Source organism: Rhodococcus sp. EPR-157 (assembly GCF_001647195.1).
In the GTDB taxonomy this organism is placed as follows: domain Bacteria; phylum Actinomycetota; class Actinomycetes; order Mycobacteriales; family Mycobacteriaceae; genus Rhodococcoides.
The window spans coordinates 1-24,200 of the sequence record NZ_LVCV01000281.1 but is presented as its reverse complement, the minus strand read 5'-3'; the positions used below and the strand labels follow the sequence as shown (position 1 = coordinate 24,200).

Sequence of the window (24,200 nt, the reverse complement as noted above, 5' to 3'; positions counted from 1 at the left end):
CTCAGTACAGGATCGAGGCGGACGCTGTGAGCCCACCCGCCGCCGACGGCACCAGCCCGCCGATCGGCGACCGCGTCCTCAGCGACCGGGTACTTACCATCCCGAACGTGCTCAGCGCAGTTCGATTGCTCCTGATCCCACTTTTTCTCTATCTGCTTCTCGGTCCTCGGGCCGACGGATTGGCACTGGCGGTACTTCTCGCGAGCGGAGCGACCGACTGGCTCGACGGAAAGCTTGCTCGCGTTCTCGACCAGTCGTCTCGACTCGGCGCCGTGCTCGATCCGCTGGTGGACCGGCTGTCCGTTGTGTCCACGCTCGCAGCGTTCGTGATCAGAGGGATCATTCCCTGGTGGGTGGCACTCATCCTCGTCGGGCGTGACCTCGTGCTTGCTGCAACGATGCTGATCTATCGGCGCCGTGGGTTGCCGCCACCCGAGGTCATCTATCTGGGCAAAGCCGCGACGTTCGTCATCATGGTCGCGCTTCCGGTGCTTCTGGCATCGACCGGTGAGTCCGCCGTAGCCGACATGTTCTCGCCGATCGGTTATGCGCTGTTGGTGTGGGGCACGGTTCTGTACGTGTGGACCGGCGTTCTGTATTCCTACAAGGCACTGCTCGTCGCGCGCAGCGTCCCACCGCGACACACCGAAGTACCACGCGATGGCTGATCCGGTCACACGAAACCCCGTTCCGTCCCTGCTTCGTTCGCTGATGACCGACCACCTCGATCCCGGATACGCAGAGGCGTCGGCGACACGCTCGAAGCCCCAGGGCCGTTTCGATGCGGTGGTCCTGATTCTCGGCGTCGTACTGGTCGGTTGCGTCTTCGGTGTCGCGTTGGCTCAGGCTGCGGGCTTGTCGAATCAGAGTGGCAGCGACACCTTGATCCGAGTCCGTGATGCCGACAGCAGGGCTGCGTCGTTGGAAGTCGATCGAAACTCGCTTCTCGAGGAAGTGCAGGCTGCTCGTGCTGCGGCCTTGCAAGACGATTCCGGTGGCGCTTCGGTGTTGTCCTCGCTCGAGCAACTCGAAGCTGCGGCAGGCGCCGAGCGCGGAGCGGGTCCCGGCATCGTGGTGACGGTCTCCGAACCGCCGACGCCGTCCGATCTATCCGACGTGTCGAAGAACGCGCGCAGATCGTCCGAAGCGGCGGTTCTGGACCGCGACCTGCAGTCCGTCGTCAATTCGTTGTGGGTCTGCGGAGCAGAAGCTGTGTCGGTCAACGATATTCGGATCGGGCCAGGGGTCACGATTCGACAGGCCGGCGGAGCGATGTTGGTCGACAACCGGCCGGTCTTCTCGCCCTACCCGATCTCGGCTATCGGTCCGTTGAACCGGATGCAGGCCCAGTTCTCCGTCAGCGATGCCTATCTGAGGATGTCTGGGCTGGAGCAGTTGTACGACATAGGCTTCGACGTGGCTGCCGCGGAAGCTCTCGAGGTGCCGGCGTCGTCGGTGCGCACAGTTCGATCAGCGACGCAGATAGGTGAACCGTGACAGAGAACCAACACGAAGTGCGGCCCGAGGACCACCCGTCCGCGACATCGCCCTCTCGTCGCGGACGGGGTCTCGTACTACTTGCGGTCATCGCGCTGGGCGTGGGAATTGCACTGGGTACCGTGTCCGGTCCTCAGGTGCCGGTCGGCGTCGCGCCCTACCTTCCCATCGCCGTCGTCGCGGCGCTCGACGCCGTCTTCGGCGGCGCACGCGCGTATCTCGACGGGATCTTCGATGCGAAGGTCTTCGTGGTTTCCTTCGTGTTCAATGTGCTCGTCGCGGCACTCATCGTGTGGCTCGGCGACCAACTCGGTGTAGGGACGCAGCTCTCGACGGCAATCGTGGTGGTGCTCGGAATTCGAATCTTCGGCAATGCGGCCGCACTGCGGCGCCGTCTGCTCGGTGCGTGAATCGAGATGACGACCGAAGGCAAGCATCACATTCGTGGCCATAGTCGATCGAAATCGACCGTCTTCGGAGCCCTCACAATTCTTCTGATGGTGGTGTTGGGCTTCGTGCTCGTCGTACAGGTACGGGAGAACACGAGCGGCGACACACTCGACACGGCGAGACCGGCTGATCTGCTCGTCGTTCTGGACAACGTCGGGCGTCGTGAGGCCGCGCTGCGTGCCGAGATCTCGGAACTAGAGGACACCCTGGCGGCGCTCGAACAATCCGACGGCGGTTCTGGTGCTGCTTTGACGGAAGCACGTGAGCGACTCGAGTCACTCGCCATTCAGGTCGGTACCGTACCGGCGACAGGGCCGGGAGTGATCGTCACGGTGACGGACCCCCGCGCTGGAGTCGGATCGGAGGTCCTGCTCGATGCCCTGCAAGAACTGAGGGCTGCCGGCGCCGAGGCAATCGAGATAGCGGGTGTCGGTGCAGATCCGGTTCGAATCGGTGTGGAATCGTGGATTGCGGGCAAAGCCGGGTCAGTGATCGTCGACGGGCGCGAGATGACGGAGCCGTTCGTGTACACCGCCATCGGCGACCCGGCTACTCTGGCAGCTGCGCTCGATATCCCAGGCGGCGTGGTCGACACGGTCTCGCGGTTCGGCGGCCGGTGCGAGGTGTCACAATCACCGCAGGTCGAAGTGTCCGCCTTGCGAGAAGCACGCTCGCGTCAATACTCTCAGCCCGGAAACTAGCTCTGCCTCGAATGGACGAGCTGCCACTTGTGAAAGGACAGCCGAATTGAGCGTCACCGAGCCATCGGGCGACTTGCTGTACACGCCTGAGCACGAATGGGTACAGCGACTCGGACCAACAACGGTCCGCATCGGCATCACCGACTACGCACAGGAGCAGCTCGGTGACGTCGTGTTCGTCCAGCTGCCTGCAGTGGGTGACGAGGTGAGCGCCGGCGCTTCGCTGGGAGAAGTCGAATCGACCAAGAGTGTGTCCGACGTGTTTTCACCGTTGACTGCGAAAGTGATTGCCGTCAATGCAGATCTGGACACCGCACCGGAGAAAGTGAACTCGGGACCGTACACAGACGGATGGCTGGTCGAGCTGGAGGTCGCGTCGGGGGAGTCCCTGGACGCGTCGCTGGCACAGATGCTCGACGCCGACGGATATGCTGGAATTACGGCCGCGTAACTTCACTGACGGGCCGGGGGAAGCGTCTACACGTGGGTCCGTGCGCAAGGTACGGTCAATGATGCGACAGTCGCCGAGGCCGAACAGGTCGGCGACGTGGCGCAGGTCCGGAACAACTGAAGAACGTGCAAGTTAGCTACTGCGTAACTCGGGTGGTACCAAGCCCGGGCGATCGGACTGAGAAGGAGAAACGGTGAGCGAGAACGACAACGACGGCATCTACGGAGAGTCGCCGGCGGAGACCACTTCGGTGTTCCGTGCGGACTTCCTCCAGGAGCTGGACAACTCGGCAACGAGTCAGTCCACCGAGGCTCCGGTGTCGGGCGTGGAAGGCTTGCCGGTCGGGTCGGCACTTCTCGTGGTGAAGCGAGGACCGAACGCCGGATCCCGGTTCCTTCTGGACCAGCCGACCACTTCGGCTGGGCGTCATCCCGACAGTGACATCTTCCTGGACGACGTGACCGTGAGCCGTCGGCATGCAGAGTTCCGTCAGGACGAGGACGAGTTCCAGGTCGTCGACGTCGGCAGCCTCAACGGCACGTACGTCAACCGCGAGCCAGTCGATTCGGCAGTCCTCGCCAACGGCGACGAGGTGCAGATCGGCAAGTTCCGCCTCGTGTTCCTCACCGGCCCACGCGGTGGAGCCGGCTCGCAGGTCGGCGAATCGTCTGCGGGTGCAGGAAGCCAGTGACCGCCGTCGGGCAGCAGTCTCCCGGGGGGATGTCGATAGGCTCCGTCCTGGATCGGCTCAGACCCGACTTTCCTGATGTAACCATCTCGAAGATCAGATTTCTCGAAGCCGAGGGATTGATCTCGCCTGAGAGAACGCCGTCGGGGTACCGACGCTTTTCGGTCTCGGATTGCGAGCGTTTGCGGTTTGTCCTCACAGCGCAGCGAGATCAATACCTTCCGCTGAAGGTGATCAAGGAACAGCTGGAGGCCATCGACAGCGGAGTGGCGCGCGTCGAAAGCGCCGATCCGTCACCGCGCAGGCCTCGGACGCTGTCGGTGGCGCCAGGCGAAGTCTCCCCCGAGGAGTTCCTGGCCGACCGTGAAGTTCGGATCAGTAAGTCCGACCTCATGGAGCGCGCAGGTATCGACGACACCTTCATGACCGAACTTCTTCGCGCCGGATTGATCGTCCCGGGCCAAGCTGGCTTCTACGACGAAGGATCAGTCGTACTGGCGCGGACCGCGTATGCGATGTCCCAGTTCGGACTCGAGGTACGGCATCTTCGGGCGTTCAAGCTCGCCGCGGACCGCGAGGCCGGGTTGGTCGCGCAGATCGCGGGTCCGGTTGCAAAAGGCCGCGACGCCGGCGCTCGCGACCGAGCCGAGGAGATGATCCGCGAACTCGCGGCGCTGTCTCTCACCTTGCACACCTGTCTCGTCAAAGCTGCAGTCCGTGGCGCGCTGGACCGGTGACTCCACCGCCCGAAAATCGGTGACTCCGTGTGGTCCCCGATTCCAATAGAATCGGCTGCAGTCGAGTCGTTTCGGACCTGTGGCCCGATCTTCAACGCATGTGGGAGGCAGTCACCGTGAGTGAAATGCGCGTAGTCGGCATTCGTGTCGAGCAGCCACAGAACCAACCAGTGCTGCTTCTTCGCGAGTCGGACGGTGAGCGTTACCTGCCGATCTGGATCGGCCAGACGGAGGCGGCGGCCATCGCCCTGGAACAGCAGGGCGTCCAACCGGCGCGACCTCTGACGCACGATCTGATCAAAGAACTGATCAGCGCGCTCGGCCATCGCCTCAAAGAGGTTCGGATCGTCGATCTGCAAGAGGGCACTTTCTACGCGGACTTGGTGTTCGACAAGGACATCAGAGTCTCCGCGCGTCCGTCGGATTCGATAGCCATCGCGTTGCGAGCGGGTGTGCCGATCATCGCGGAGGAGCCGGTCTTGGCCGAGGCGGGGCTTCTGATGCCGGACGAGCGAGAGGACGAGGTCGAGAAGTTCAAGGAGTTCCTCGAGTCGGTGTCTCCGGACGATTTCAAGGCCACCGACGGCTGAACGCCTCCACTTGGTAACGGAAGAGTCTCAACCTCAACTTTAGGTTCAGGTTTACGGCGCGTTGCGTTGATTTCGAATCGAACGACCCATAGCGTTCCGGTTGTGAAGCACGCCTTCGGTGATCGTATGTCGCCGATCCGCGGGTGGGCGTAGTCTTTGCCTGGTACGCGGAGTGGAACTTCACGCGGCAGTACGTCGGGATCCGTCTCGACGGGACCGAGGTCACTCGTTCCGAACGCAGTGTCGAGACATCCGAAGAGGGAGCAGTCAGTGGGAGATCAGCCGCAGGAGCGCCACCAGAGTTCAGCGACAGCTGCACCGGAGGCGAGTCTCACGGTGGGGGATGAGACTCCGTCCGATGAGGCCGCGGTCAGCGCCTCGGATTCGAGCGCTGTTGCGACTCCGGTCGGAGACTTCCAGCCGGGGTTGTTCCCGGACGACTCCATTCCGGACGAGCTGGTCGGCTACCGCGTTCCCAGTGCGTGCCAGATCGCAGGTATCACCTATCGCCAGTTGGACTACTGGGCTCGCACCGGTCTGGTGGTCCCGTCTATTCGCGGGGCAGCAGGATCGGGTAGTCAGCGCCTGTACTCCTTCAAGGACATGCTCGTACTGAAAATTGTCAAGCGATTGCTCGACACCGGTATCTCTCTGCAGAACATTCGCGTCGCGGTCGACCATCTTCGTCAACGAGGTGTGGGCGATCTGGCCAACATCACGTTGTTCTCGGACGGTACGACGGTGTACGAGTGCACGTCGGCCGAAGAGGTCGTGGATCTGTTGCAGGGTGGGCAGGGTGTGTTCGGCATCGCGGTCAACGGCGCGATGCGCGAGCTCACAGGACTCATTGCCGACTTCCCCGCGGAGCGCGCCGATGGTGGGGAAGCAGAAGCGAGCCCCGAGGACGAGTTGGCTTCGCGGCGCAAGAGTCGCGCCAGCCGCAAGACCGGCTAAGATTCGAGTCAGTCGCGCTTGCGCGGGAGAGTTCCGGGACCGCCAGTTCCGGACGCCGAAGGAGCAATACCTCCCCGTCAATCTCTCAGGCACACGGACCGTGTGAGCTTCGACGACTCTGGAAAGTGATGGGATCACCCATCCGCCCAAGGGGAAAGCTCGTGCGGCCGCTTCGGTCGTAGGACGTGAATCTCTCAGGCGCTCGTTTCGGTGAGCATGCGACAGAGGGGGAGGGCGGCCGCACATACGCGCGGTCGTACCACCGCCGTCAGCATGAAGCCACTGGAGTGCCCGTGACCGAGCAGACCTCTCGCCCGTCCTTTTCCGATCGCCATATCGGCCCCGATCGCCAGGAATTGGTGCGGATCCTCGATACCGTCGGAGTAGCTTCCCTCGAGGAATTGGCTACGCGTGCTGTACCCGCGTCGATTCTCGACACCTCCGCCGACGGCATCTCCGATGGGCTCGACGTCCTCCCACAACCGATCGGTGAACACGACGCACTCGCCGAACTGGCCGATCTCGCAGCACAGAACACCGTCGCGACGTCGATGATCGGTCTCGGTTACTACGACACCCTGACTCCGCCGGTCCTCACCAGGGGAATTCTCGAGAATCCCGCGTGGTACACCGCGTACACGCCCTACCAGCCAGAGATCAGCCAGGGCCGTCTCGAGGCGTTGCTGAATTTTCAGACGATGGTGTCCGATCTCACCGCCATGGACGTCGCAAACGCCTCGATGCTCGACGAGGCGTCTGCGGCGGCCGAAGCGATGACGCTCCTACGTCGCGCCAACCGCAGCTCTACTTCGCCGAGATTCGTCGTGGACACCGACGTCTTTCCACAGACATTCGCAGTCCTCGAGACCCGCGCGGAGCCGCTGGGGATCGAGTTGGTCCGACACGATGTGGCTCAGGGTATGCCTGACGGTGACTTCTTCGGTGTCCTGGCTCAATTCCCTGGTGCTTCGGGAATCCTGGTCGACCACCGCCGCATGATCGAACAAGCGCATGAGCGTGGGGCGCTCGCTGCCGTCGGGGCCGATCTGCTGGCGTTGACGATCACGACGCCACCGGGTGAACTCGGCGCAGACGTCTGCTTCGGCACTACTCAGCGGTTCGGCGTACCCATGGGGTACGGCGGCCCACACGCCGGCTATCTGGCAGTTCGGTCGGCACATGCACGCCAACTCCCGGGGCGCTTGGTCGGAGTGTCGGTAGACGCCGACGGCGACCTTGCCTACCGATTGGCGCTGCAGACCAGAGAACAGCACATCCGACGGGAGAAGGCCACCTCCAACATCTGCACTGCTCAGGTGCTTTTGGCGATCGTTGCTGCGATGTATGCGAGTTACCACGGAAGCTCCGGTTTACGTGCAATTGCCCAACAGGTCAACGGGCATGCTCGATCCCTCGCGCGTGGTTTGCGGGAAGCAGGTGTCGAGCTGGCCGGTGAGGCCTTCTTCGACACCGTCACCGCCGTCGTTCCCGGACGCGCACGGACCGTGGTCCACGCCGCGAAGCAGGCAGGGATCAACCTACGACTCGTCGACGACGACAGGGTCGGCGTCGCATGCGACGAAGCCACGACACCGGCGCACATCGAGGCAGTGCTGGCCGCATTCGGTGCGAAGCACCCCACCGTGGACCAGGAGTCCTCGATCCCCGACGCCCTGGTCCGCACGTCGGAGTTTCTCACTCATCCGGCCTTCACCCGCCACCGCACGGAAACATCGATGCTGAGGTACCTCAGAACACTGTCGGACAAGGATATTGCGCTCGATCGCAGCATGATCCCACTCGGCTCGTGCACGATGAAGCTCAACGCCACAGCCGAAATGGAATCGATCACGTGGCCCGGCTTTGCGCGATTGCACCCGTTCGCTCCCGACAGTGACACAGTCGGTATCCGTTCGCTCATCGCCGACGTCGAGAAGTGGCTCGTCGACATCACGGGTTACGACGCCGTCAGCCTGCAACCGAATGCGGGCAGCCAGGGCGAATACGCCGGACTTCTCGCGATCCGTAGCTACCACCGGGATCGAGGAGAGTCTCATCGCGAGATCTGCCTGATCCCGTCGAGCGCACACGGAACCAACGCGGCCTCGGCGGTGATGGCGGGAATGAAAGTCGTCGTGGTGAGCTGCCGGGCGAACGGCGATGTGGACGTCGACGATCTCCGCGCCAAGATCGAGCAGCACACGACTACGCTCGCCGCGATCATGATCACCTACCCGTCCACCCACGGGGTGTACGAGCACGAAATCGACGACATCTGCGCTGCGGTCCACGACGCCGGTGGCCAGGTCTACATCGACGGGGCAAACCTCAATGCCCTTGTCGGTCTTGCGCGGCCGGGTCGTTTCGGCGGCGACGTCAGCCATCTGAACCTGCACAAGACGTTCTGCATCCCGCACGGTGGTGGTGGACCTGGCGTCGGTCCGGTCGGCGTCCGGTCGCATCTCGCGCCGTATCTTCCCGGCCACCCACTGCGGCCGGACCTCGGTGGCGGAGCCCCGGTGGCGGCAGCGCCATTCGGGAGCGCGTCGATCCTGTCGATCACCTGGGCGTACGTGCGGATGATGGGCGCGGAAGGACTTCGGCGCGCTACGCTCACGGCAATTGCGTCGGCCAACTACATCGCACGCAGGCTCGACGAGCACTTTCCCGTCCTGTACACCGGAGACAACGGAATGGTTGCACACGAGTGCATTCTCGATCTCCGTGGGCTGACCAAATCGACCGGCGTTACCGTCGACGACGTGGCAAAACGTTTGGCCGACTACGGCTTTCATGCTCCGACTATGAGCTTCCCGGTCGCTGGAACACTGATGGTCGAGCCCACCGAGAGCGAAGACCTCGACGAGATCGACGCGTTCTGCGACGCCATGATCGCCATCCGTGCGGAGATCGATCGAGTGGGCACGGGGGAGTGGCCTGCAACCGACAATCCACTGCGTGGAGCACCGCACACAGCTCGGTGCCTCGTCGGCGAGTGGAGTCATCCGTACTCGCGCGAAGAGGCTGTGTACCCGGAGGCTGTGAGCGGCCGCGCCAAGGTGTGGCCCGCGGTCAGGAGAATCGATGGCGCGCACGGAGATCGAAACCTCGTGTGCTCGTGCCCGCCCATCGAGTCGTTCGCCTGACGCGAGAGGCGTTCTTCGCTCGAACTAGCTCGAAACGAGTTGCAGCATCGCAATTTCCGGCGGTGCTGCAACTCGCACCGGGGGTCCCCACGCGCCCGCACCCCTGGTTGTGTAGAGCGCTGTCTCACCGACGGTGTCGAGGCCTTCGATGCTGGGCTGTTGTAGAGGGACGAGGTACCGCAGCGGCCACATCTGACCGGCATGGGTATGACCCGACATCTGAAAGTCGACACCTGAATCGGAGGCTTCGAACGCCTGCAACGGTTGATGCGCCAGCAGCATGACGAATCTGTCGGGGTCGCGGCCGTCCAGTGCCGCCGCCAGATTCGGCTCGTAGGGTGCCGGAGCCGTTGCGTCGTTGATTCCTGCGATATCGATGGTCGCACCCGAGATGGTGACGGGCCGGAGTTCGTTCCGCAACACCGTCACGCCGAGAGTCTGAATGAGGTCGAGCCATTCGCCGCCGTCTCCGGCATAGAATTCGTGATTGCCACTGACCGCGAATACACCGAGTGGAGCGGACAGTTCCGCGAGCGGCGCCAGATCGGATCCTACGAGTTCGACGGTGCCGTCGATCAGGTCCCCGTCCAGGACAACGATGTCCGGGGACTGCGCATTGACCTCGTCGACCACTTTCTGGACGAAGCCTGCTCCTCGTGCAGGGCCGACGTGCAGATCGGACACCAACGCGACTCGGGTGCCGTCGAATTCGGTAGGTAGCCGGTCCAGTGCCACGGTGGTATCGGTGACTTTCGGGTGTGCCGCCTCGATCAATCCGTACGCGACCGCTGCAACCGACGCTGTTGCGACCACGGCGGAACCGATTCGGGTCACGCGTAGTCGCACTGCGACCGACTCTCGACGTCGCGCCGCCATCACGAGCCGGATGCCGAATGTGACGATACCTACCGCCAAGGTGCCCAATACCAGATACAGGACCACTGCGAGCCAGCTGAGCCCCACGAACGCGGGTAGTCGCGACCACGTCGGGTCGAACAGTTCACCCGATCCGGTGCCGATGAGCGCCAGGATCCACGTCACGACGAGCACGGCATCGGCCGCGATGGAGTACGGGCGGGGCAACCGCGTTGCCCGCACGTACCTGAGATGGAGCAACAGTGCGACGAGCGCGAGGAAGGTGCCGAACGCAAGAAGTCGTATCATATTTCAGTGCAGCAGCTTTCGGAGAAGGTCGGGTAGCTCGGCGCCATCGGAGGAACCGACGGTGGTGAACGATCCACCGGTGATGTCGGACATGGACTGCAACGTCGATCCGTCGGAATTGGTTCCGATGGACACGACGTCGATCGTGATGGGGCGAGTCGGATCCACCATCTCGGACAGCGTCGACAGGAATCGACTGGACGTGATCGTCGTGTCGTCGTTCGGTCCGTCCGTCACCAACAGCACGCTGTTCGGCTTGCCGGGCGAGTAGGTCTCCTGAGCGTCCAGGAACGAGGCGATCACCGCTTCGTATGTCGACGTGGCAGTGGCAGGTCGGACTGCCCCTGCGGCAGCGATCAATTGCTCTCGGCGAGTGCTCGAGTCGATCGGCTCGTCGATCGGGCCGGTAGGCACAAGGGTTCGGAAGGCTCGGGTGCCGTCGAGATCCTTGCTGAACACCCAGAGGCCCAGTTCGGAGGAGTCGATGGCCGATCCGAACTGCTGATCGAGCGCAGCGACCGTATTGTCCAATCGGGTGTTGGAGCCCTCGGTTGTGTCCATCGAGCCGGATATGTCCAACAATGTCGTGACACGACGCGTTGTTGCAGGATCGAGAACGGCGTCGACGAGCGCGCTCTGGGCGGCAATACCGACGGCGGGCGATCCCGACGGTGGTTCGCCGACATCGAAGCCGGAATCGACGAACATCTGCGCATTCTCGGGCTGTCGGAGAAAGTCCACGAACTGCGCTGCCGCGCGTCGGCTGGTCTCGTCCGTCCATTCCCTGGCGAGTATCGCCGCCGGATGGTCCGCGATCGGGGTCGTTCCGCTCGGCGCGTACGCGGTCAGACCGGACTGAGCCGAGGCGTCGAGCTGCTGCTCGGTCACCGGCACAGCGTGCACATCCGACGTGGGCGTCGAATCACGGCTCAACATTCCGAGTGCGCTGTCGGTCGATTCGGTTGTGGTGGAGGGAGTTCCGCGATCGGTCGTTGCCAACGCGGACAGTGCGGTGGCCGTGGAACTGCGTCGCACAAGCTCGGACGCCGGCACTGGAGTCGAACTGTCGTATGTTGTTGCCGCCACCGCGCTGAGTGCCGCAGCCGACGACTCGGAGTCGGGACCGACGGGAAGACGGAGGCGAAGCCCGCCCCAGCCGGGGAGACCGAGTGTGTCCATACCGTCGGGCGCCGACTGCAGGCGAGGAAGGTCTGCCCAACCGATATCGGCCGCATCCAGAGCTTCCGCGACAACGCCGGGCACGGCAAGGACGACCGGCGTGCTCGCGACCGAACGGGGAGTCCCGTCGACCGTTCCAACGGGTAGATCCACGAGCGCATCCGAGGAGCGGGGAATCCAGAGCGCGGGGAGCGGACCGAGCATCGAGTCGTCCCAGCTTGCTACGTCGGCGGCGAGCGCGTTGGCCACCTGAGTCGACTCGTGAGTGGTGACCTCGAGCGAGATGCAGTGATCTCGCACCACCGGGGCGGTAGCTGTGAAGTCGGCAGCCGACCGGGTTATCTGAGAGGAGACGTCAGGGTCGACCGTCACCGGGATGACGGCCGTCCCCTCGACACACGTATCGGCGGCCTCCACCCCCTGGTCCGCGATTCGCTCACGTAGCTGAAACCACCCGAGTACGGCGAGCACCATCACTACGACGGTGCCCACCGCAATCACCGGGCCCTTGCTGATACCTCTGGCTCCCCCTGAGGTCCGATGTTCACCCACGAGAGAAGGTTACAAGGCTCGCTCAGTTCGCAGCTGCCTTGTACTCCCGGCGGCGGCGGTGCAGGATCGGCTCGGTGTAGCCGTTCGGCTGGCTCGTGCCCTGGAAAATGAGGTCACTGGCAGCTTGGAACGCGATGTTGGTATCGAAGTCGGGCGCCAGGTTCTTGTACGTCGGATCGGATGCGTTCTGCCGGTCCACCACGGGAGCCATCCGCTTCAGTGACTCGCGCACCTCGTCCTCGGTCACGATGCCGTGACGAATCCAGTTCGCCAGGAACTGGCTCGAAATACGCAGAGTCGCACGGTCCTCCATCAACGCGATGTCGTTGATATCGGGAACCTTCGAGCATCCGACGCCGTGGTCGATCCAGCGGACGACGTACCCCAGGATCGACTGTGAATTGTTGTCGAGTTCTTTGCGCTTCTGCTCTTCGGACCAGTCCGTGGACGGGGCGAGGGGGATCTCGAGGATCTCGTCGACGGTGGCGCGCTTGGATCGAGCGATCTCCTCCTGGCGGGCGAAGACGTCCACCTTGTGATAGTGCAAGGCGTGCAACGTCGCTGCAGTCGGGGATGGCACCCATGCGGTGTTCGCCCCAGCCATCGGGTGAGCGATCTTCTGCTCGAGCATGTCGTGCATCAGGTCGGGCATGGCCCACATGCCCTTGCCGATCTGCGCCTTACCCTCCAGCCCGGCAGCGAGGCCGGTGTCGACGTTGAAGTTCTCGTACGCCGAGATCCACTTCTGAGCCTTCATCTCGCCCTTGGGGACAACGGGGCCGGCCTCCATCGAGGTGTGGATTTCGTCGCCGGTGCGGTCGAGGAAGCCGGTGTTGATGAACACCACCCGCTCCTTCGCGGCCTCGATAGCGGCCTTCAAGTTGACCGTCGTGCGGCGCTCTTCGTCCATGATGCCGACCTTGAGGGTGTTGACCGGCAGGCCGAGAACCTTCTCGACACGTGCGAACAACTCCGCGGTGAACGCGACCTCGTCCGGTCCGTGCATCTTCGGCTTGACGATGTACAGCGACCCGGTACGCGAATTCTTCAACACGTTGTCCGCGGCCAACGAGTGCATCCCGGCGAGCGAGGTGAAGAGTGCGTCGAGGATGCCCTCGGGGACCTCGTTGCCCTCGCTGTCCAGGATCGCATCGGAGGTCATCAGGTGGCCGACGTTGCGGACGAACAGCAGTGACCGACCGTGCAGGGTCAGTTCGGGCCCGTCGACCGAGGTGTACGTGCGGTCCTTGTTCAGCTCGCGCGTGAACGTCTTTCCGCCCTTGGCCACCTCCTCTGTGAGGTCGCCTCGCATCAGGCCGAGCCAGTTGCGGTAACCGAGGACCTTGTCGTCGGCGTCGACTGCAGCGACCGAATCCTCGAAGTCCATGATCGTGGTGACGGCAGATTCGAGCAGGACGTCCTTGACGCCTGCGGCGTCGGTCTTCCCGATCGGGTTCTCCGGGTCGATCTGAATTTCGAAGTGCAGCCCGTTGTGGACCAGAAGAATTGCCGTCGGGGCCTGCGTCGTGCCCTGGTAGCCGAGAAACTGCGACGGATCGGCCAAGCCGGTTGCCGACCCGTCCGCGAGAGTGACGGTCAGCGAGCCGCCGTCGATGACGTACTCGCTGCTGCCGACGTGGCTACCGACCGACAGGGGAGCCGCTTCGTCGAGGAAGTCGCGAGCGAACGCAATGACCTTGTCGCCACGGACCTTGTTGTAGCTACTGCCCTTCTCCGCGCCGTCGTCCTCGGAGATGGCGTCGGTGCCGTAGAGGGCGTCGTAGAGCGATCCCCATCGTGCGTTGGAGGCGTTGATTGCGAAGCGAGCGTTGAGGACCGGCACGACGAGCTGCGGGCCTGCCGTGGAGGTGATCTCGGTATCGACACCGGAAGTGCTGATCTGGAAGTCGGCCGGCTCGTCCTGGAGGTAGCCGATTTCCTGCAGGAACGCCTTGTAGGCGGCGCGGTCGTAGTTCGCGCCGGCGTGCTCGCCGTGCCAAGCATCGACCTTGCCCTGAATCTCGTCCCGCACCGCGAGTAGCGCCTTGTTCTTGGGTGCCAGGTCGGTGATCACCGATTCGACGCCTGTCCAGAACTGCTCAGGGTCGACACCGGTGCCCGGAAGGGCCTCGTTCTGCACGAAGTCGTACAGCACCTTGGCAACCTGAAGACCACCAACTCGTTCGCGTTCGGTCATGATTCCCTCGCTCTTTCCGGTCACAGGCACCTGTATCAGTGCCCCAACGACAACTATGTCGATGTTACTCGGCGGTAGGTCCGAGAAGGGACACCGCCGTTCACGAGTAGATTCTGGCACCGTGCTATCAGTTCCGATCGGAGAGGGGCTGCCCTGGCCGTCAGGTCCGTCTGTGCACGCACGTATTCAGCACGCCCCGCGGGTGTTTCGATCGCGATCGGCGCGAGACGGTAAGCCGTCAGATCGTAGGGGCTTGCTCTCATGTCGACGGTCCGTGCGACAAGTGCCAGCTCGAAGCAGTCGGCTACCAACTCCGATCCGACGAGCGGCGATAGTTTGTAGCTCCACTTGTAGAGATCCATGCTCGCGTGCACGCACCCGGGCTGTTCGCGATCGGTTCTCCCCGAGGGCTCCAGCACGAGCGCATTGCGCGGCACCGCGGCACCGGTGAAGAACCGGAATGCGTCGTAATGCGTGCACCGAAGCTTCATGGAGTCGACCACCTCGTCGGTGCCGTCGTGCCCCAATCTCAATGGCACCGTGCCGTGCCGCAGCGCCGATGTGCCTCCGCGATACACCATGGCCCACTCGTGCAGGCCGAAGCAGCCCAGGTTGGGTGGACGATCTCGTGTCGCCGTAAGCAACCCCAGCGTGAATTCGATCGCCGACCTGCGGTGGTCGAGAAGCGACTCGCGTACTCGATAGCCTCCGCCGGGTACCGGTTCGTACGACGCCAAGCCCGCGTAGTCCTCGGTCTGCGCGCCCGTGAGCACCACTCCGTAGCCAGGATTCCAGCGCTTGAGATGACCCGGCTTGAAGCTGTAATACGTGAAAAGAAAATCGAGTACGGGGTGATACGCACCCCGCGCTCGTTCCTGTAGGTAGTCGCCGATCAGCAGGTCTATTCGGTTGGCGTGCGCCGACCGACTCGCTGTCCAGTCCGACTCCGGGAGAACGGTGACCACGACTAACGACGCAGCCCGCCCGGCGCAGGCCCAGCGATGCGATGAGTGCCGTCGCGAACTGTTCCGACGAACTCTTCGACGAGGTCCTCCAACGCGACGATTCCGACGGTGGTCCCGGTGGAATCCTGGACGGCTCCCAGGTGACTTCTCGTGCGTCGCAGACGAGTCAGTGCATCGTCGAGCATCGTGTCTGCGGAGACCATGGGCAATGGCCGTACCTCCGACCGGGGGATGATCGAATCCGGTCCCGCAGAATCGTCGACCATGTACTCGAGCACGTCCTTCAAGTGCAAGTAGCCGACAAGAGCGCCATCGGGTGCCTCGACGGGATATCTCGAGAATCCAGTGGCGATGACGGCCTCTTCGACCGAACCCAGCGTCGGACCGGACGCGCTGTCGAAGCCTGAAAGTCGAACGCTACGAACCTGATCGGACGGGATGAGCACCTCGGCCACGGTTCGGCCGGAGGTATCGAGTGCCTGCGTCAACCGACGGTGTTCCTCTTCGTCGATCAGGCCCTCCGATCGCGACTCGCCGATCATCTGAGACAGCTCGTCCGCGGAGACCGACGAATCCAGCTCGTCCTTGGGCTCGATGCGCAGCGCGCGCAACACGAGGTTCGCGCACACGTTGTAGAACGAGATCAGCGGCTTGGCAATCTTGATGAACATCAGATGGATCGGAACGAGAATCATGGCAGTGCGTTCCGGACCTGCGATCGCGATGTTCTTCGGAACCATCTCGCCGACGAGAATGTGCAGCACCACGACGAGCCCGAGCGCGAGCGCAAACGAGATCGGGTGCAGCAGCGCCTCGGGAATTCCGACAAGCTCCATGGGCTTCTCGATCAGATGCGCTACGGCCGGTTCACCTACTCGGCCCAGCAGAATCGAACAGATCGTGATGCCGAGTTGGGCGGCCGCGAGCATCAGCGACAGGTTCTGACCGGCTTCGATCACGAACTTCGCACGCTTCTTGCCTTGTGCGAGCAAGGATTCGAGTCGGTCACGGCGAGCTGAGATCAGCGAGAATTCTGCGCCGACGAAGAATGCGTTTCCGGCGAGCAGGAATACCGCGAGCAGTACAGCGAGTAGATCACCCACGGGCCTTGTCCTCCGATCTGAGCTCGGTCAGGCGGTCGGAGGCAACCGGCTGCAGCAAAATCCGGTCGATTCTGCGTCCATCCATGTGTGTCACCTTCGCTACCCACCCGCCGTCGGACTCGGATGGTTCGTCGAAGTCGGGGGCGGGCAGAATCGTGCAGTCTCCTTCGACGGGGATTCGACCGAGCTCGGTGAGTACGAGCCCACCGATCGTTTCGTACTCGCCCTCGGGTGCGCGGTACCCAGTTGCGGACGCGACCTCGTCGATCCGAAGCAAACCGGAGCAGATCCAGCTGTCGCCCACCCGTTGTACGTCCACCTCGGGCTCGTCGTGCTCGTCTCTGACTTCTCCGACGATCTCCTCGATGAGATCTTCCATCGTGACCATTCCGGCTGTTCCGCCGTACTCGTCGACGACCAAGGCAACCTGCATTCCGTCGGCTCGAACACGTTCCATGACGGTGTCGCCGTCGAGACTGGAGGGCACTACGGGTACGTCCTGTGCGAGTGCATCGAGGCGAGTCGATCGCCGATTCGAGGAAGGGACGGCAAACGCGTGCTTGATGTGTACGACGCCGACCGTGTCGTCGAGATCGCCATCGACGACGGGGAAACGTGAGAATCCGGTTCGTGCCGCAGTTTCGATGAGATCGAACGCAGTGTCGGACACCGACAACGACTCCACCTTCACCCGCGGGGTCATCAGCTCCTCCGCAGTCCGCTCGCCGAACTGCAGCGACCTGTCGACGAGCCGAGCCGTTCCCTCGTCGAGTGATCCCTGCTGCGCCGATGTGCGGACCAGGGAACCCAGCTCGCGGGGCGAACGTGCGGATCGCAGCTCTTCGGCGGGCTCGACACCGAGCCGGCGTACAAGCCAGTTGGCCGACCCGTTGAGGCCCCTGATGGCCCAGCGAAAGATCGCCGAGAATCCCGACATCGCGCCCGCAGTCGCACGCGCAGTTCCCATCGGCAACGCGATGGCGATGTTCTTGGGAACGAGTTCGCCGAAAATCATCGAGAACGATGTTGCTATGACCAACGCCGCAGCGAGTGAGATGCCCGATGCGACGCTCTCGGATGCGCCGACGGCGGTGGCCAAGGGCACGAAGAATCCAGCGAGTACAGGTTCGGCGATGTATCCGGTGATCAGGGTTGTGATGGTGATTCCGAGCTGCGCGCCGGACAGCTGGAAGGACAGTGTCCGATGTGCGTGCTGGACCTGACGCGAGCGGGTGTCATCGCGTGTCGAGACAGCGGAGTCGACCGAGCTCTTCTCCAGAGCGGTCAACGAGAATTCTGCTGCCACGAACAAAGCTGTGCCGGCAGTCAGAGCCACGAAACCCAACAGACTGAGAATGCTGATCGCAATGTCCACGGTCATCGCCGCCGGAGTTGGGATAGAAGAATCGCACCGTGCTCTGTTCGTCGACCTGATGTGGGGAAGGCGTCGCCGTGCAGCTGGCGTGTCGAACGAATGTCGCCGGGTATGTCACCCGGCTCGATAGAGGAACCCTCCGAAGTGGAGCCCTCGTCGCCGAGGTCGCTCGATGCGACCGGGGCGTTGCTGATAGCGGGTGCCTCAGGCACCTGGTTCCTTTCTCTCTTTTTCTGCAACCGTGCTCGTACGAGCACGGTTGCAGAAAGTTCGCTTAATTGTCGAAGGCCTCATCTTATCTGCTCGACCGACAGTTGCGGTGACGGGCAAAGTGGGACGGCTCACCACCCACGTGGAAGCGGACGTCCCTCGGCGAACCCCGCTGCAGACTGAACGCCCAGCACTGCGCGCTGATGCAGCTCAGGAAGAGTCCGTGCGCCTGCATACGTGCAGGTGCTCCGCACTCCGGCGCAGATGTGGTCGATCAGATCCTCCACACCTGGCCGATCCGGGTCCAGGAGCATTTTGGAACTCGAGATTCCCTCCTCGAACAAGCCCTTGCGCGCTCGGTCGAACGCGCTGTCCGTCGCGGTGCGAGCGGCAACCGCCCGCTTGGAGGCCATCCCGAAGCTCTCCTTGTATGCGCGGCCGGCGGTGTCGACGCGCAGATCCCCTGGCGACTCGTAGGTTCCGGCGAACCACGAGCCGATCATGACGTTCGACGCACCTGCGGCCAGCGCGAGTGCTACGTCACGTGGATGTCTGACCCCGCCGTCCGCCCAGACGGTGGCACCCAGCTCGGCTGCGGCCGCGGAACATTCGGCGACCGCCGAGAATTGCGGACGGCCGACGCCGGTCATCATTCTCGTGGTGCACATGGCTCCTGGCCCGACACCGACCTTGACGATGTTCGCGCCCGCAGAGATCAGATCGCGGGTACCTGCCGCGGACACCACGTTGCCGGCGGCCAACGGGACACCGAGGTCGAGTGCGGCGATGGCTGCCAGAGCGTCGAGCATCTTCTCTTGGTGGCCGTGCGCGGTATCGATGACGAGGACGTCCGCACCGGTCTCGACGAGTGACTGCGCTTTCGCCGCAACATCGCCGTTGATGCCGACTGCTGCGGCGATGCGTAGCCGTCCCGCATCGTCGATAGCGGGCGAGTAGATGCCGGCGCGAACGGCTCCGGTGCGAGTGAGCACACCTGCGAGGCTTCCGTCGGCGTCGACCAGGACTGCAAGGTGTTCGTGTGCCGAGTCCAAGGCCTCGAAAACTGCTCGAGGGGTCGCGTCGGAGGGCGCGGTGACGAAATCGGTTGCAGCAATGGATTGGAGTCGCGCGAACCGGTCCACGTCGGCACAGGCGTCCTCGGTGACGACGCCGACCGGACGACCGCCATCGATGACGATCACGGCGCCGTGTGCACGCTTGTGCATCAGCGCGAGCGCGTCCGAGACCGACGCGTCAGGGCCCAGCACCACCGGTGTGTCCGCGACGAGGTCACGACTCTTGACGAACGCAACCGTCTCGGTGACGGCATCGATCGGTAGATCCTGGGGGAGGACCGTGATTCCGCCTCTGCGAGCTACGGTCTCTGCCATGCGACGACCGGACACCGCAGTCATGTTGGAGACAACGATCGGGATTGTCGTACCCGAGCCATCGACAGTGGAGAGATCGACGTCGAATCGGGACGGAACGTCAGTCCGGTTCGGAACGACGAACACGTCGTCGTAGGTCAGGTCGTATGGGGGCCGGTGGCCATCGAGGAACTGCACGTTGCGCCAGCCTACCTGTCAGCCGGCAGCCGCGCCTTCGGTCATCATCGCCTGCGACCGCGACAGCGCAATGGTCGAGACGATCATGACGGCCACACACACCGTGATGACGACGAGAGCGAGAGGGCCGTCGCGTACTCGCTCGTCCAGGACGGTGATACCAAGGAACGCTGCGCCGAATGGCTCGCCGATCGTCACTGCGGGCAGCGACGCCGACAGAGGGCCGGCTTGAAACGCGACTTGTTGTAGGTAAAACCCGAGCGCTCCGCACCCGACGAGCGCGTAGGTCTGCCACGCTGTCAACGCTCCGACGAAGTCGTTCTCTACGAGGTCCGACACGAATTTGGTGAACGCTACTGCGACACCGAACAGGAGGCCACCCGCCGCACCGAGCAGCAGTGCGCGGTGACCAGGATTTTTCAACACGAACCCGGCGACCGCACACGTCGAGATGACCGCGGCCGAGATCACCAACGGAACCAACCACTCGGAAAACGGTGCGTTCGAATGACCTTCGGTGGGATCGCCCACGACGATGAACACAGCCAGGGCCAGCGCCAGGGAGATGGCCAGCAACCACGTGGTCCGAGTCATCGTGAAGCCCGAGAACTTGGCGGATAGCGGCAATGCGAACAGCAACATCGACACCACGAGCGGTTGTACGAGAAGGACCGAGCCCACCCACAGCGCCGCGACCTGCATTCCGTATCCACCGATGTCGCCGATCACGCCTGCCCACCAGCGCGGGCTTCGCAGCAGAGCGGACACCAGCGAGGTTCCCTCGGGTACGGCGGCGGCGGCACTCTGCTGCGCGACGGATGCGCACGCGAACAACATCGCTGCGATGAGCGCAAGGACGATCGGCAGTAGCGGTGAGTTGCTCATCGTCGACCCGGCCGGCGAGACCGTGTGCGTTGCCCAGTGGAGCCGGAGGGCCGTCGAGGTCCGGCACGCGTGGCAGTTGTGCCAACCGGCGGTGTCGACGCGCGGATCGGTATTCCGGTCGGCTTCCTAGCGCCGGTGGCTGCAATCAGAGCGGGGCTCGACGGCACGACGTCCGCAATCCGCGCGTCGATGTGTGCTTCGTCGATGAGTGAGGTGACGTGATCTTCCTGGTTCTCGGTCACCAGTGTCACGACGACGCCGGTTCGGCCCGCGCGGCCGGTGCGCCCGGCGCGGTGTGTGTAGTCCTTGACGTCGACGGGTGGATCGACGTGCACGACGAGGGTGACACCGTCGATGTCGATACCTCTGGCAACGACGTCGGTAGCCACCAGCACAGGTACCGATCCGTCGGCGAACGCCGCCATGGTGTGCACGCGGTTGGCCTGGGACTTGTCTCCGTGCAGGGCGGCGGCTGAAACACCCTCTGCGCGAAGCTTTTCGGTAAGTCGGTCCACTGCGTGTTTGGTTCGCAGAAAGAGAATGGTGCTGCCGTCGCGAGATGCGATCGCGGCTGCGACCGAATCCTTGTTCTGCGCTGTGACACGGAAGAAGTGATGCTCGACCGGTGACTCCGCGACCGGCGGCCCGTCCGTTCGGTGAAACGCAGGTGTGCGCAGGTACTTCTGGACGAGAGTGTCCACCTCGCCGTCGAGAGTGGCAGAGAACAACATTCGCTGTCCATCTCGGGGAGTTCGGTCGAGTAGCGCCGCGACCTGAGGCAGAAACCCGAGGTCGGACATGCGGTCAGCCTCGTCGATCACGGCGATTTCCACATCGGCGAGGGACACCGCAGTCGTCGAGACCAGGTCTTCGAGACGACCCGGAGTGGCAACGACGACGTCTACTCCTCGGCGAAGCACGTCGAGTTGTCGCTTGAGTGGGACTCCTCCGACCACGCTCGCGATTCGAATTCCTGACGCAAGCGCCGGCTCCTCGAGTGACGTGCTGATCTGGAGAGCGAGTTCGCGAGTGGGAACGAGCACGATGGCGCGGGGGCGGACTGGGGCGCTTGCACGGCCGGACAGGCGATGAAGGAGCGGAAGTCCGAAGGCCAGTGTCTTCCCGGATCCAGTGGGAGCTCTACCGAGGATGTCGCGACCGGCCAGGGCGTCGGGAATCGCTGCGGATTGGATGGGAAACGGCTCCTGCACGCCGAGCCGTCGCAGGGCATGGACGGCGACGGGACGCAGCCCCAGATCTGCGAACGAAGAAGTCGATCCTGGCATAGCGGAACAGTACCGCCCCTTCGTGTTCATGTCGGTAGTGCTTGCAATCATTCGGGAGATACGAACATATGTTCGAGTCTCTGATCGGCAGAGACCGTGATGTTCGGCCGAGATGGGGGAGTCATGTGTGCGATGTGTGACGGTCGATCGATCGAGGATTACGTCGTCGGTGTGGAAGGACTGATAGACCGGTACGGATGGGCGCTGCAGTACGTGAGTTCGCAGGCGGACGCCGCGTTCGAGGGCTCAGAGATTCAGGCGGACGACTTCCAGGACCAGGACGACCCGGAGGGCATCATGCCTGCGTTCTGCTACACCGTCGGTCTGACCGCTCACGGTCATCCTGAGTTGATTCTGACAGGGCGGTCGGCAGGTGAGTCCGCCTCGATACTCAACGTGCTCGCACGTCGCGTTCTGATCGGGCATACCCGCTTCGAGGCCGGGGGCGAGTGCAGCGCAGGCGGTTTCGAGCTTTCGTTCGTCGACGTAGTGCAGTCCGAGGACTGGCTTCTCATGGCATGCCGGGTCTATTCCCGAGACGACGTCTCGGCGGTTCAGGCGGTGTGGCGGGACTCGGACGGCAACCTTCCGTGGGAAGGGGGCTTTCCGTCGACCATCGTGCAGCCTGTCCTCGGGCCACCACCGGGCTGGTACGACGAATTCGACTGAGACGTTTCGGTTCCCGGGACCGCAACCGTGTGCTCGGAGGTTGATCGATTCCGAGCACACGGTCGCTACTCCTGCATCTCAATACGCCTGGATCTCACTACGCCTGGATCTCACTACGGTCCCCGCTCCACAGCGTGTGGAACTTGCCTTCGGAGTCGATGCGCTCGTAGGTGTGCGCACCGAAGAAGTCGCGCTGTCCCTGAGTGAGTGCAGCAGGCAGGCGCTCGGCACGTAGTGCGTCGTAGTACGCGAGCGAGGACGCGAATGCGGGTACCGGAATGCCGAGCGATGCTGCGGTGATGACGACACGACGCCAGCTGTCGATTGCGTCTTCGATCGCGTCTCGGAAATACGGCGCGAGGATCAAACTCGGCAGCTCGGCGTTGTCGTCGTACGCGTCCTTGATGCGGTTGAGGAAGCGTGCACGGATGATGCAACCGCCGCGCCAGATGGTGGCCAGATCACCCGGGTGCAGGTTCCAGTCGTACTCGGCGCTGCCCGCTGCGATCTGGTCGAAGCCCTGTGCGTAAGCGACGATCTTGGACGCGTAGAGCGCACGACTGATGTCGTGGGTGAATTGTTCGGCGTCGGATGGCTTGGCGGCAAGAGTTCCCGACGCAAGGCCAACCGCGGCTTTGCGTTGGCTGCGCGATCCGGACAATGCACGTGCGAAGACAGCCTCGGCGATGCCGGTTACCGGTACGCCGAGGTCGAGGGCAGCCTTGACGGTCCACCGACCTGTGCCCTTCTGCTCTGCAGCATCGACGATCACATCTACCAGCGGCCGGCCGGTCTTCGCGTCGACCTGCTTCAGCACCTCGGCGGTGATCTCGACGAGATAGCTCTCGAGGTCGCCCGCGTTCCACTCGGTGAACACATCGGCCACCTGCTGCGGCGTGTAGTCGAGTGCGTCACGGAACAGGTTGTAGGCCTCGCCGATGAGCTGCATGTCTGCATACTCGATGCCGTTGTGCACCATCTTCACGAAGTGCCCGGACCCGTCCGGACCGATGTGTGTGCAGCACGGCGTGCCATCGACCTGTGCTGCAATCGATTCCAGCAGCGGGCCAAGAGCCTTGTACGAGTCCACCGGGCCACCGGGCATGATCGACGGCCCGTTCAGCGCCCCCTCCTCGCCGCCGGATATCCCGGCGCCGACGAAGAGCAGTCCGCGCTGTTTGAGCGATGCTTCACGGCGAATGGTGTCCGTGTAGAGCGCATTTCCGCCATCGATGATGATGTCGCCCTCTTCCATGGCGCCTGCGAGTTCCTCGATGACTGCATCGGTGGGGTCGCCTGCCTTCACCATGATCAGCACGCGGCGAGGTTTCTGCAGCGCAGCGACGAACTCCTCGATCGTCTCGGTGCGAATGAACTTTCCTTCGCTACCGTGCTCCGCCACAAGGGCATCGGTTTTGGCGATGCTTCGGTTGTGCAGCGCAACAGTATGCCCGTTGCGCGCGAAGTTCCTGGCGATGTTCGAACCCATCACAGCGAGTCCGGTGACACCGATCTGGGCAAGTTCTGACGAATCCACTCCTGAGGTCATGGGTACAGCTTTCCTTGCGGTTCGAGTGAAGGAAAGTTGGGGGCGGAATTCGTTCTGCGACAGGCGCCGCATTTCGTGTACGGACTCGACAGAACGAGACCGGGGCGTCGTCTCGAATTCGAAACGACGCCCCGGTCTCGGGTCGGTACTACGTCAGATCAGCCGCTTCAGCGATTGCGGGCCGGCCCGTCGAACCCGTCGTACTCGCGACGATCGGTGCGACTACGGAAGCCGCCCGACCTGGAGTCCTCGTGCACGACAGCTGACTGACGACGGTCGTCGCT

The 24,200-nt window shown here is 63.4% G+C and carries 21 protein-coding genes and 1 riboswitch; of the genes, 11 read left to right on the top strand and 10 right to left on the bottom strand.

Features of this window, described 5'->3' with window-relative positions:
- Nucleotides 1–26: 26 nt before the first annotated feature.
- The 10 genes from A2J03_RS12980 to gcvP all read left to right on the top strand — a co-directional run bounded on the left by A2J03_RS12980 (nucleotide 27) and on the right by gcvP (nucleotide 9,214).
- Entirely contained in the window at nucleotides 27–668 is a 642-nt protein-coding gene (locus A2J03_RS12980; RefSeq protein ID WP_231912515.1) for a CDP-alcohol phosphatidyltransferase family protein, read from the top strand.
- A complete protein-coding gene (locus A2J03_RS12975; RefSeq protein WP_231912514.1) occupies nucleotides 661–1,497 on the top strand; it encodes a DUF881 domain-containing protein in 837 nt (278 codons plus the stop codon). Before A2J03_RS12980 ends, A2J03_RS12975 begins: the two co-directional genes overlap by 8 nt.
- Before the next feature lie 89 nt (nucleotides 1,498–1,586).
- Complete coding sequence (locus A2J03_RS12970) at nucleotides 1,587–1,907, top strand: small basic family protein (RefSeq protein WP_231912516.1); 321 nt, start codon at nucleotides 1,587–1,589, stop codon at nucleotides 1,905–1,907.
- 6 nt (nucleotides 1,908–1,913) lie between these two features.
- Entirely contained in the window at nucleotides 1,914–2,648 is a 735-nt protein-coding gene (locus tag A2J03_RS12965; RefSeq protein ID WP_068374358.1) for a DUF881 domain-containing protein, read from the top strand.
- A gap of 46 nt (nucleotides 2,649–2,694) precedes the next feature.
- Nucleotides 2,695–3,099: a glycine cleavage system protein GcvH gene (gcvH, locus tag A2J03_RS12960; RefSeq protein ID WP_068374355.1), complete on the top strand. Its 405-nt coding sequence runs from the start codon at nucleotides 2,695–2,697 to the stop codon at nucleotides 3,097–3,099.
- Nucleotides 3,100–3,292: 193 nt separating this feature from the next.
- On the top strand, nucleotides 3,293–3,790 hold the full coding sequence (gene odhI, locus A2J03_RS12955) for an oxoglutarate dehydrogenase inhibitor Odhl (protein ID WP_068374352.1): 498 nt from the start codon (nucleotides 3,293–3,295) through the stop codon (nucleotides 3,788–3,790).
- Nucleotides 3,787–4,524, top strand: a complete 738-nt coding sequence (gene ftsR / locus A2J03_RS12950) for a transcriptional regulator FtsR (protein WP_068374348.1) — start codon at nucleotides 3,787–3,789, stop codon at nucleotides 4,522–4,524. The genes odhI and ftsR overlap by 4 nt, the downstream gene beginning before the upstream one ends.
- A gap of 116 nt (nucleotides 4,525–4,640) precedes the next feature.
- Nucleotides 4,641–5,114, top strand: a complete 474-nt coding sequence (locus tag A2J03_RS12945; protein ID WP_068374407.1) for a bifunctional nuclease family protein — start codon at nucleotides 4,641–4,643, stop codon at nucleotides 5,112–5,114.
- Between the two features lie 270 nt (nucleotides 5,115–5,384).
- A complete protein-coding gene (locus A2J03_RS12940; RefSeq protein ID WP_156520362.1) occupies nucleotides 5,385–6,068 on the top strand; it encodes a MerR family transcriptional regulator in 684 nt (227 codons plus the stop codon).
- Between the two features lie 13 nt (nucleotides 6,069–6,081).
- A riboswitch (glycine riboswitch) is annotated at nucleotides 6,082–6,179 on the top strand.
- 176 nt (nucleotides 6,180–6,355) lie between these two features.
- Nucleotides 6,356–9,214 (top strand): aminomethyl-transferring glycine dehydrogenase, encoded by a 2,859-nt coding sequence (gcvP, locus tag A2J03_RS12935; RefSeq protein WP_442971348.1) that lies wholly within the window; start codon nucleotides 6,356–6,358, stop codon nucleotides 9,212–9,214.
- 24 nt (nucleotides 9,215–9,238) lie between these two features.
- Here the strand turns inward: gcvP and A2J03_RS12930 are convergent, their stop codons facing one another.
- The 9 genes from A2J03_RS12930 to A2J03_RS12890 form a co-directional block, all read right to left on the bottom strand.
- Nucleotides 9,239–10,378, bottom strand: a complete 1,140-nt coding sequence (locus tag A2J03_RS12930) for a metallophosphoesterase (RefSeq protein WP_068374345.1) — start codon at nucleotides 10,376–10,378, stop codon at nucleotides 9,239–9,241.
- A 3-nt stretch (nucleotides 10,379–10,381) separates the two neighbouring features.
- Nucleotides 10,382–12,109 (bottom strand): substrate-binding domain-containing protein, encoded by a 1,728-nt coding sequence (locus A2J03_RS12925; protein ID WP_231912513.1) that lies wholly within the window; start codon nucleotides 12,107–12,109, stop codon nucleotides 10,382–10,384.
- Nucleotides 12,110–12,131: 22 nt separating this feature from the next.
- Nucleotides 12,132–14,306 carry a malate synthase G gene (locus A2J03_RS12920; protein ID WP_068374395.1) on the bottom strand — a complete coding sequence of 725 codons (2,175 nt, stop codon included), beginning with the start codon at nucleotides 14,304–14,306 and terminating at the stop codon, nucleotides 12,132–12,134.
- Nucleotides 14,307–14,359: 53 nt separating this feature from the next.
- Nucleotides 14,360–15,271: a 3-methyladenine DNA glycosylase gene (locus A2J03_RS12915; protein WP_068374342.1), complete on the bottom strand. Its 912-nt coding sequence runs from the start codon at nucleotides 15,269–15,271 to the stop codon at nucleotides 14,360–14,362.
- 2 nt (nucleotides 15,272–15,273) lie between these two features.
- Complete coding sequence (locus tag A2J03_RS12910; protein ID WP_068374339.1) at nucleotides 15,274–16,374, bottom strand: hemolysin family protein; 1,101 nt, start codon at nucleotides 16,372–16,374, stop codon at nucleotides 15,274–15,276.
- The gene (locus tag A2J03_RS12905) at nucleotides 16,367–17,749 is read right to left on the bottom strand and encodes a hemolysin family protein (RefSeq protein WP_068374392.1); all 1,383 of its coding nucleotides are present in this window, start codon (nucleotides 17,747–17,749) and stop codon (nucleotides 16,367–16,369) included. The genes A2J03_RS12910 and A2J03_RS12905 overlap by 8 nt, the downstream gene beginning before the upstream one ends.
- A 341-nt stretch (nucleotides 17,750–18,090) precedes the next feature.
- Nucleotides 18,091–19,527: a GuaB1 family IMP dehydrogenase-related protein gene (locus A2J03_RS12900; RefSeq protein WP_068374335.1), complete on the bottom strand. Its 1,437-nt coding sequence runs from the start codon at nucleotides 19,525–19,527 to the stop codon at nucleotides 18,091–18,093.
- Nucleotides 19,528–19,545: 18 nt separating this feature from the next.
- Entirely contained in the window at nucleotides 19,546–20,412 is an 867-nt protein-coding gene (locus tag A2J03_RS12895; RefSeq protein ID WP_068374332.1) for a DMT family transporter, read from the bottom strand.
- Nucleotides 20,409–21,698 (bottom strand): DEAD/DEAH box helicase, encoded by a 1,290-nt coding sequence (locus A2J03_RS12890; RefSeq protein WP_068374329.1) that lies wholly within the window; start codon nucleotides 21,696–21,698, stop codon nucleotides 20,409–20,411. The genes A2J03_RS12895 and A2J03_RS12890 overlap by 4 nt, the downstream gene beginning before the upstream one ends.
- 132 nt (nucleotides 21,699–21,830) lie before the next feature.
- On the opposite strand from A2J03_RS12890, the gene A2J03_RS12885 reads away from it, so the two are divergent.
- Nucleotides 21,831–22,367: a DUF4262 domain-containing protein gene (locus A2J03_RS12885; protein WP_231912512.1), complete on the top strand. Its 537-nt coding sequence runs from the start codon at nucleotides 21,831–21,833 to the stop codon at nucleotides 22,365–22,367.
- 97 nt (nucleotides 22,368–22,464) lie between these two features.
- Here A2J03_RS12885 and gndA read toward each other — a convergent pair whose 3' ends face one another.
- On the bottom strand, nucleotides 22,465–23,916 hold the full coding sequence (gene gndA / locus A2J03_RS12880; protein ID WP_068374326.1) for an NADP-dependent phosphogluconate dehydrogenase: 1,452 nt from the start codon (nucleotides 23,914–23,916) through the stop codon (nucleotides 22,465–22,467).
- Between the last annotated feature and the right edge of the window lie 284 nt (nucleotides 23,917–24,200).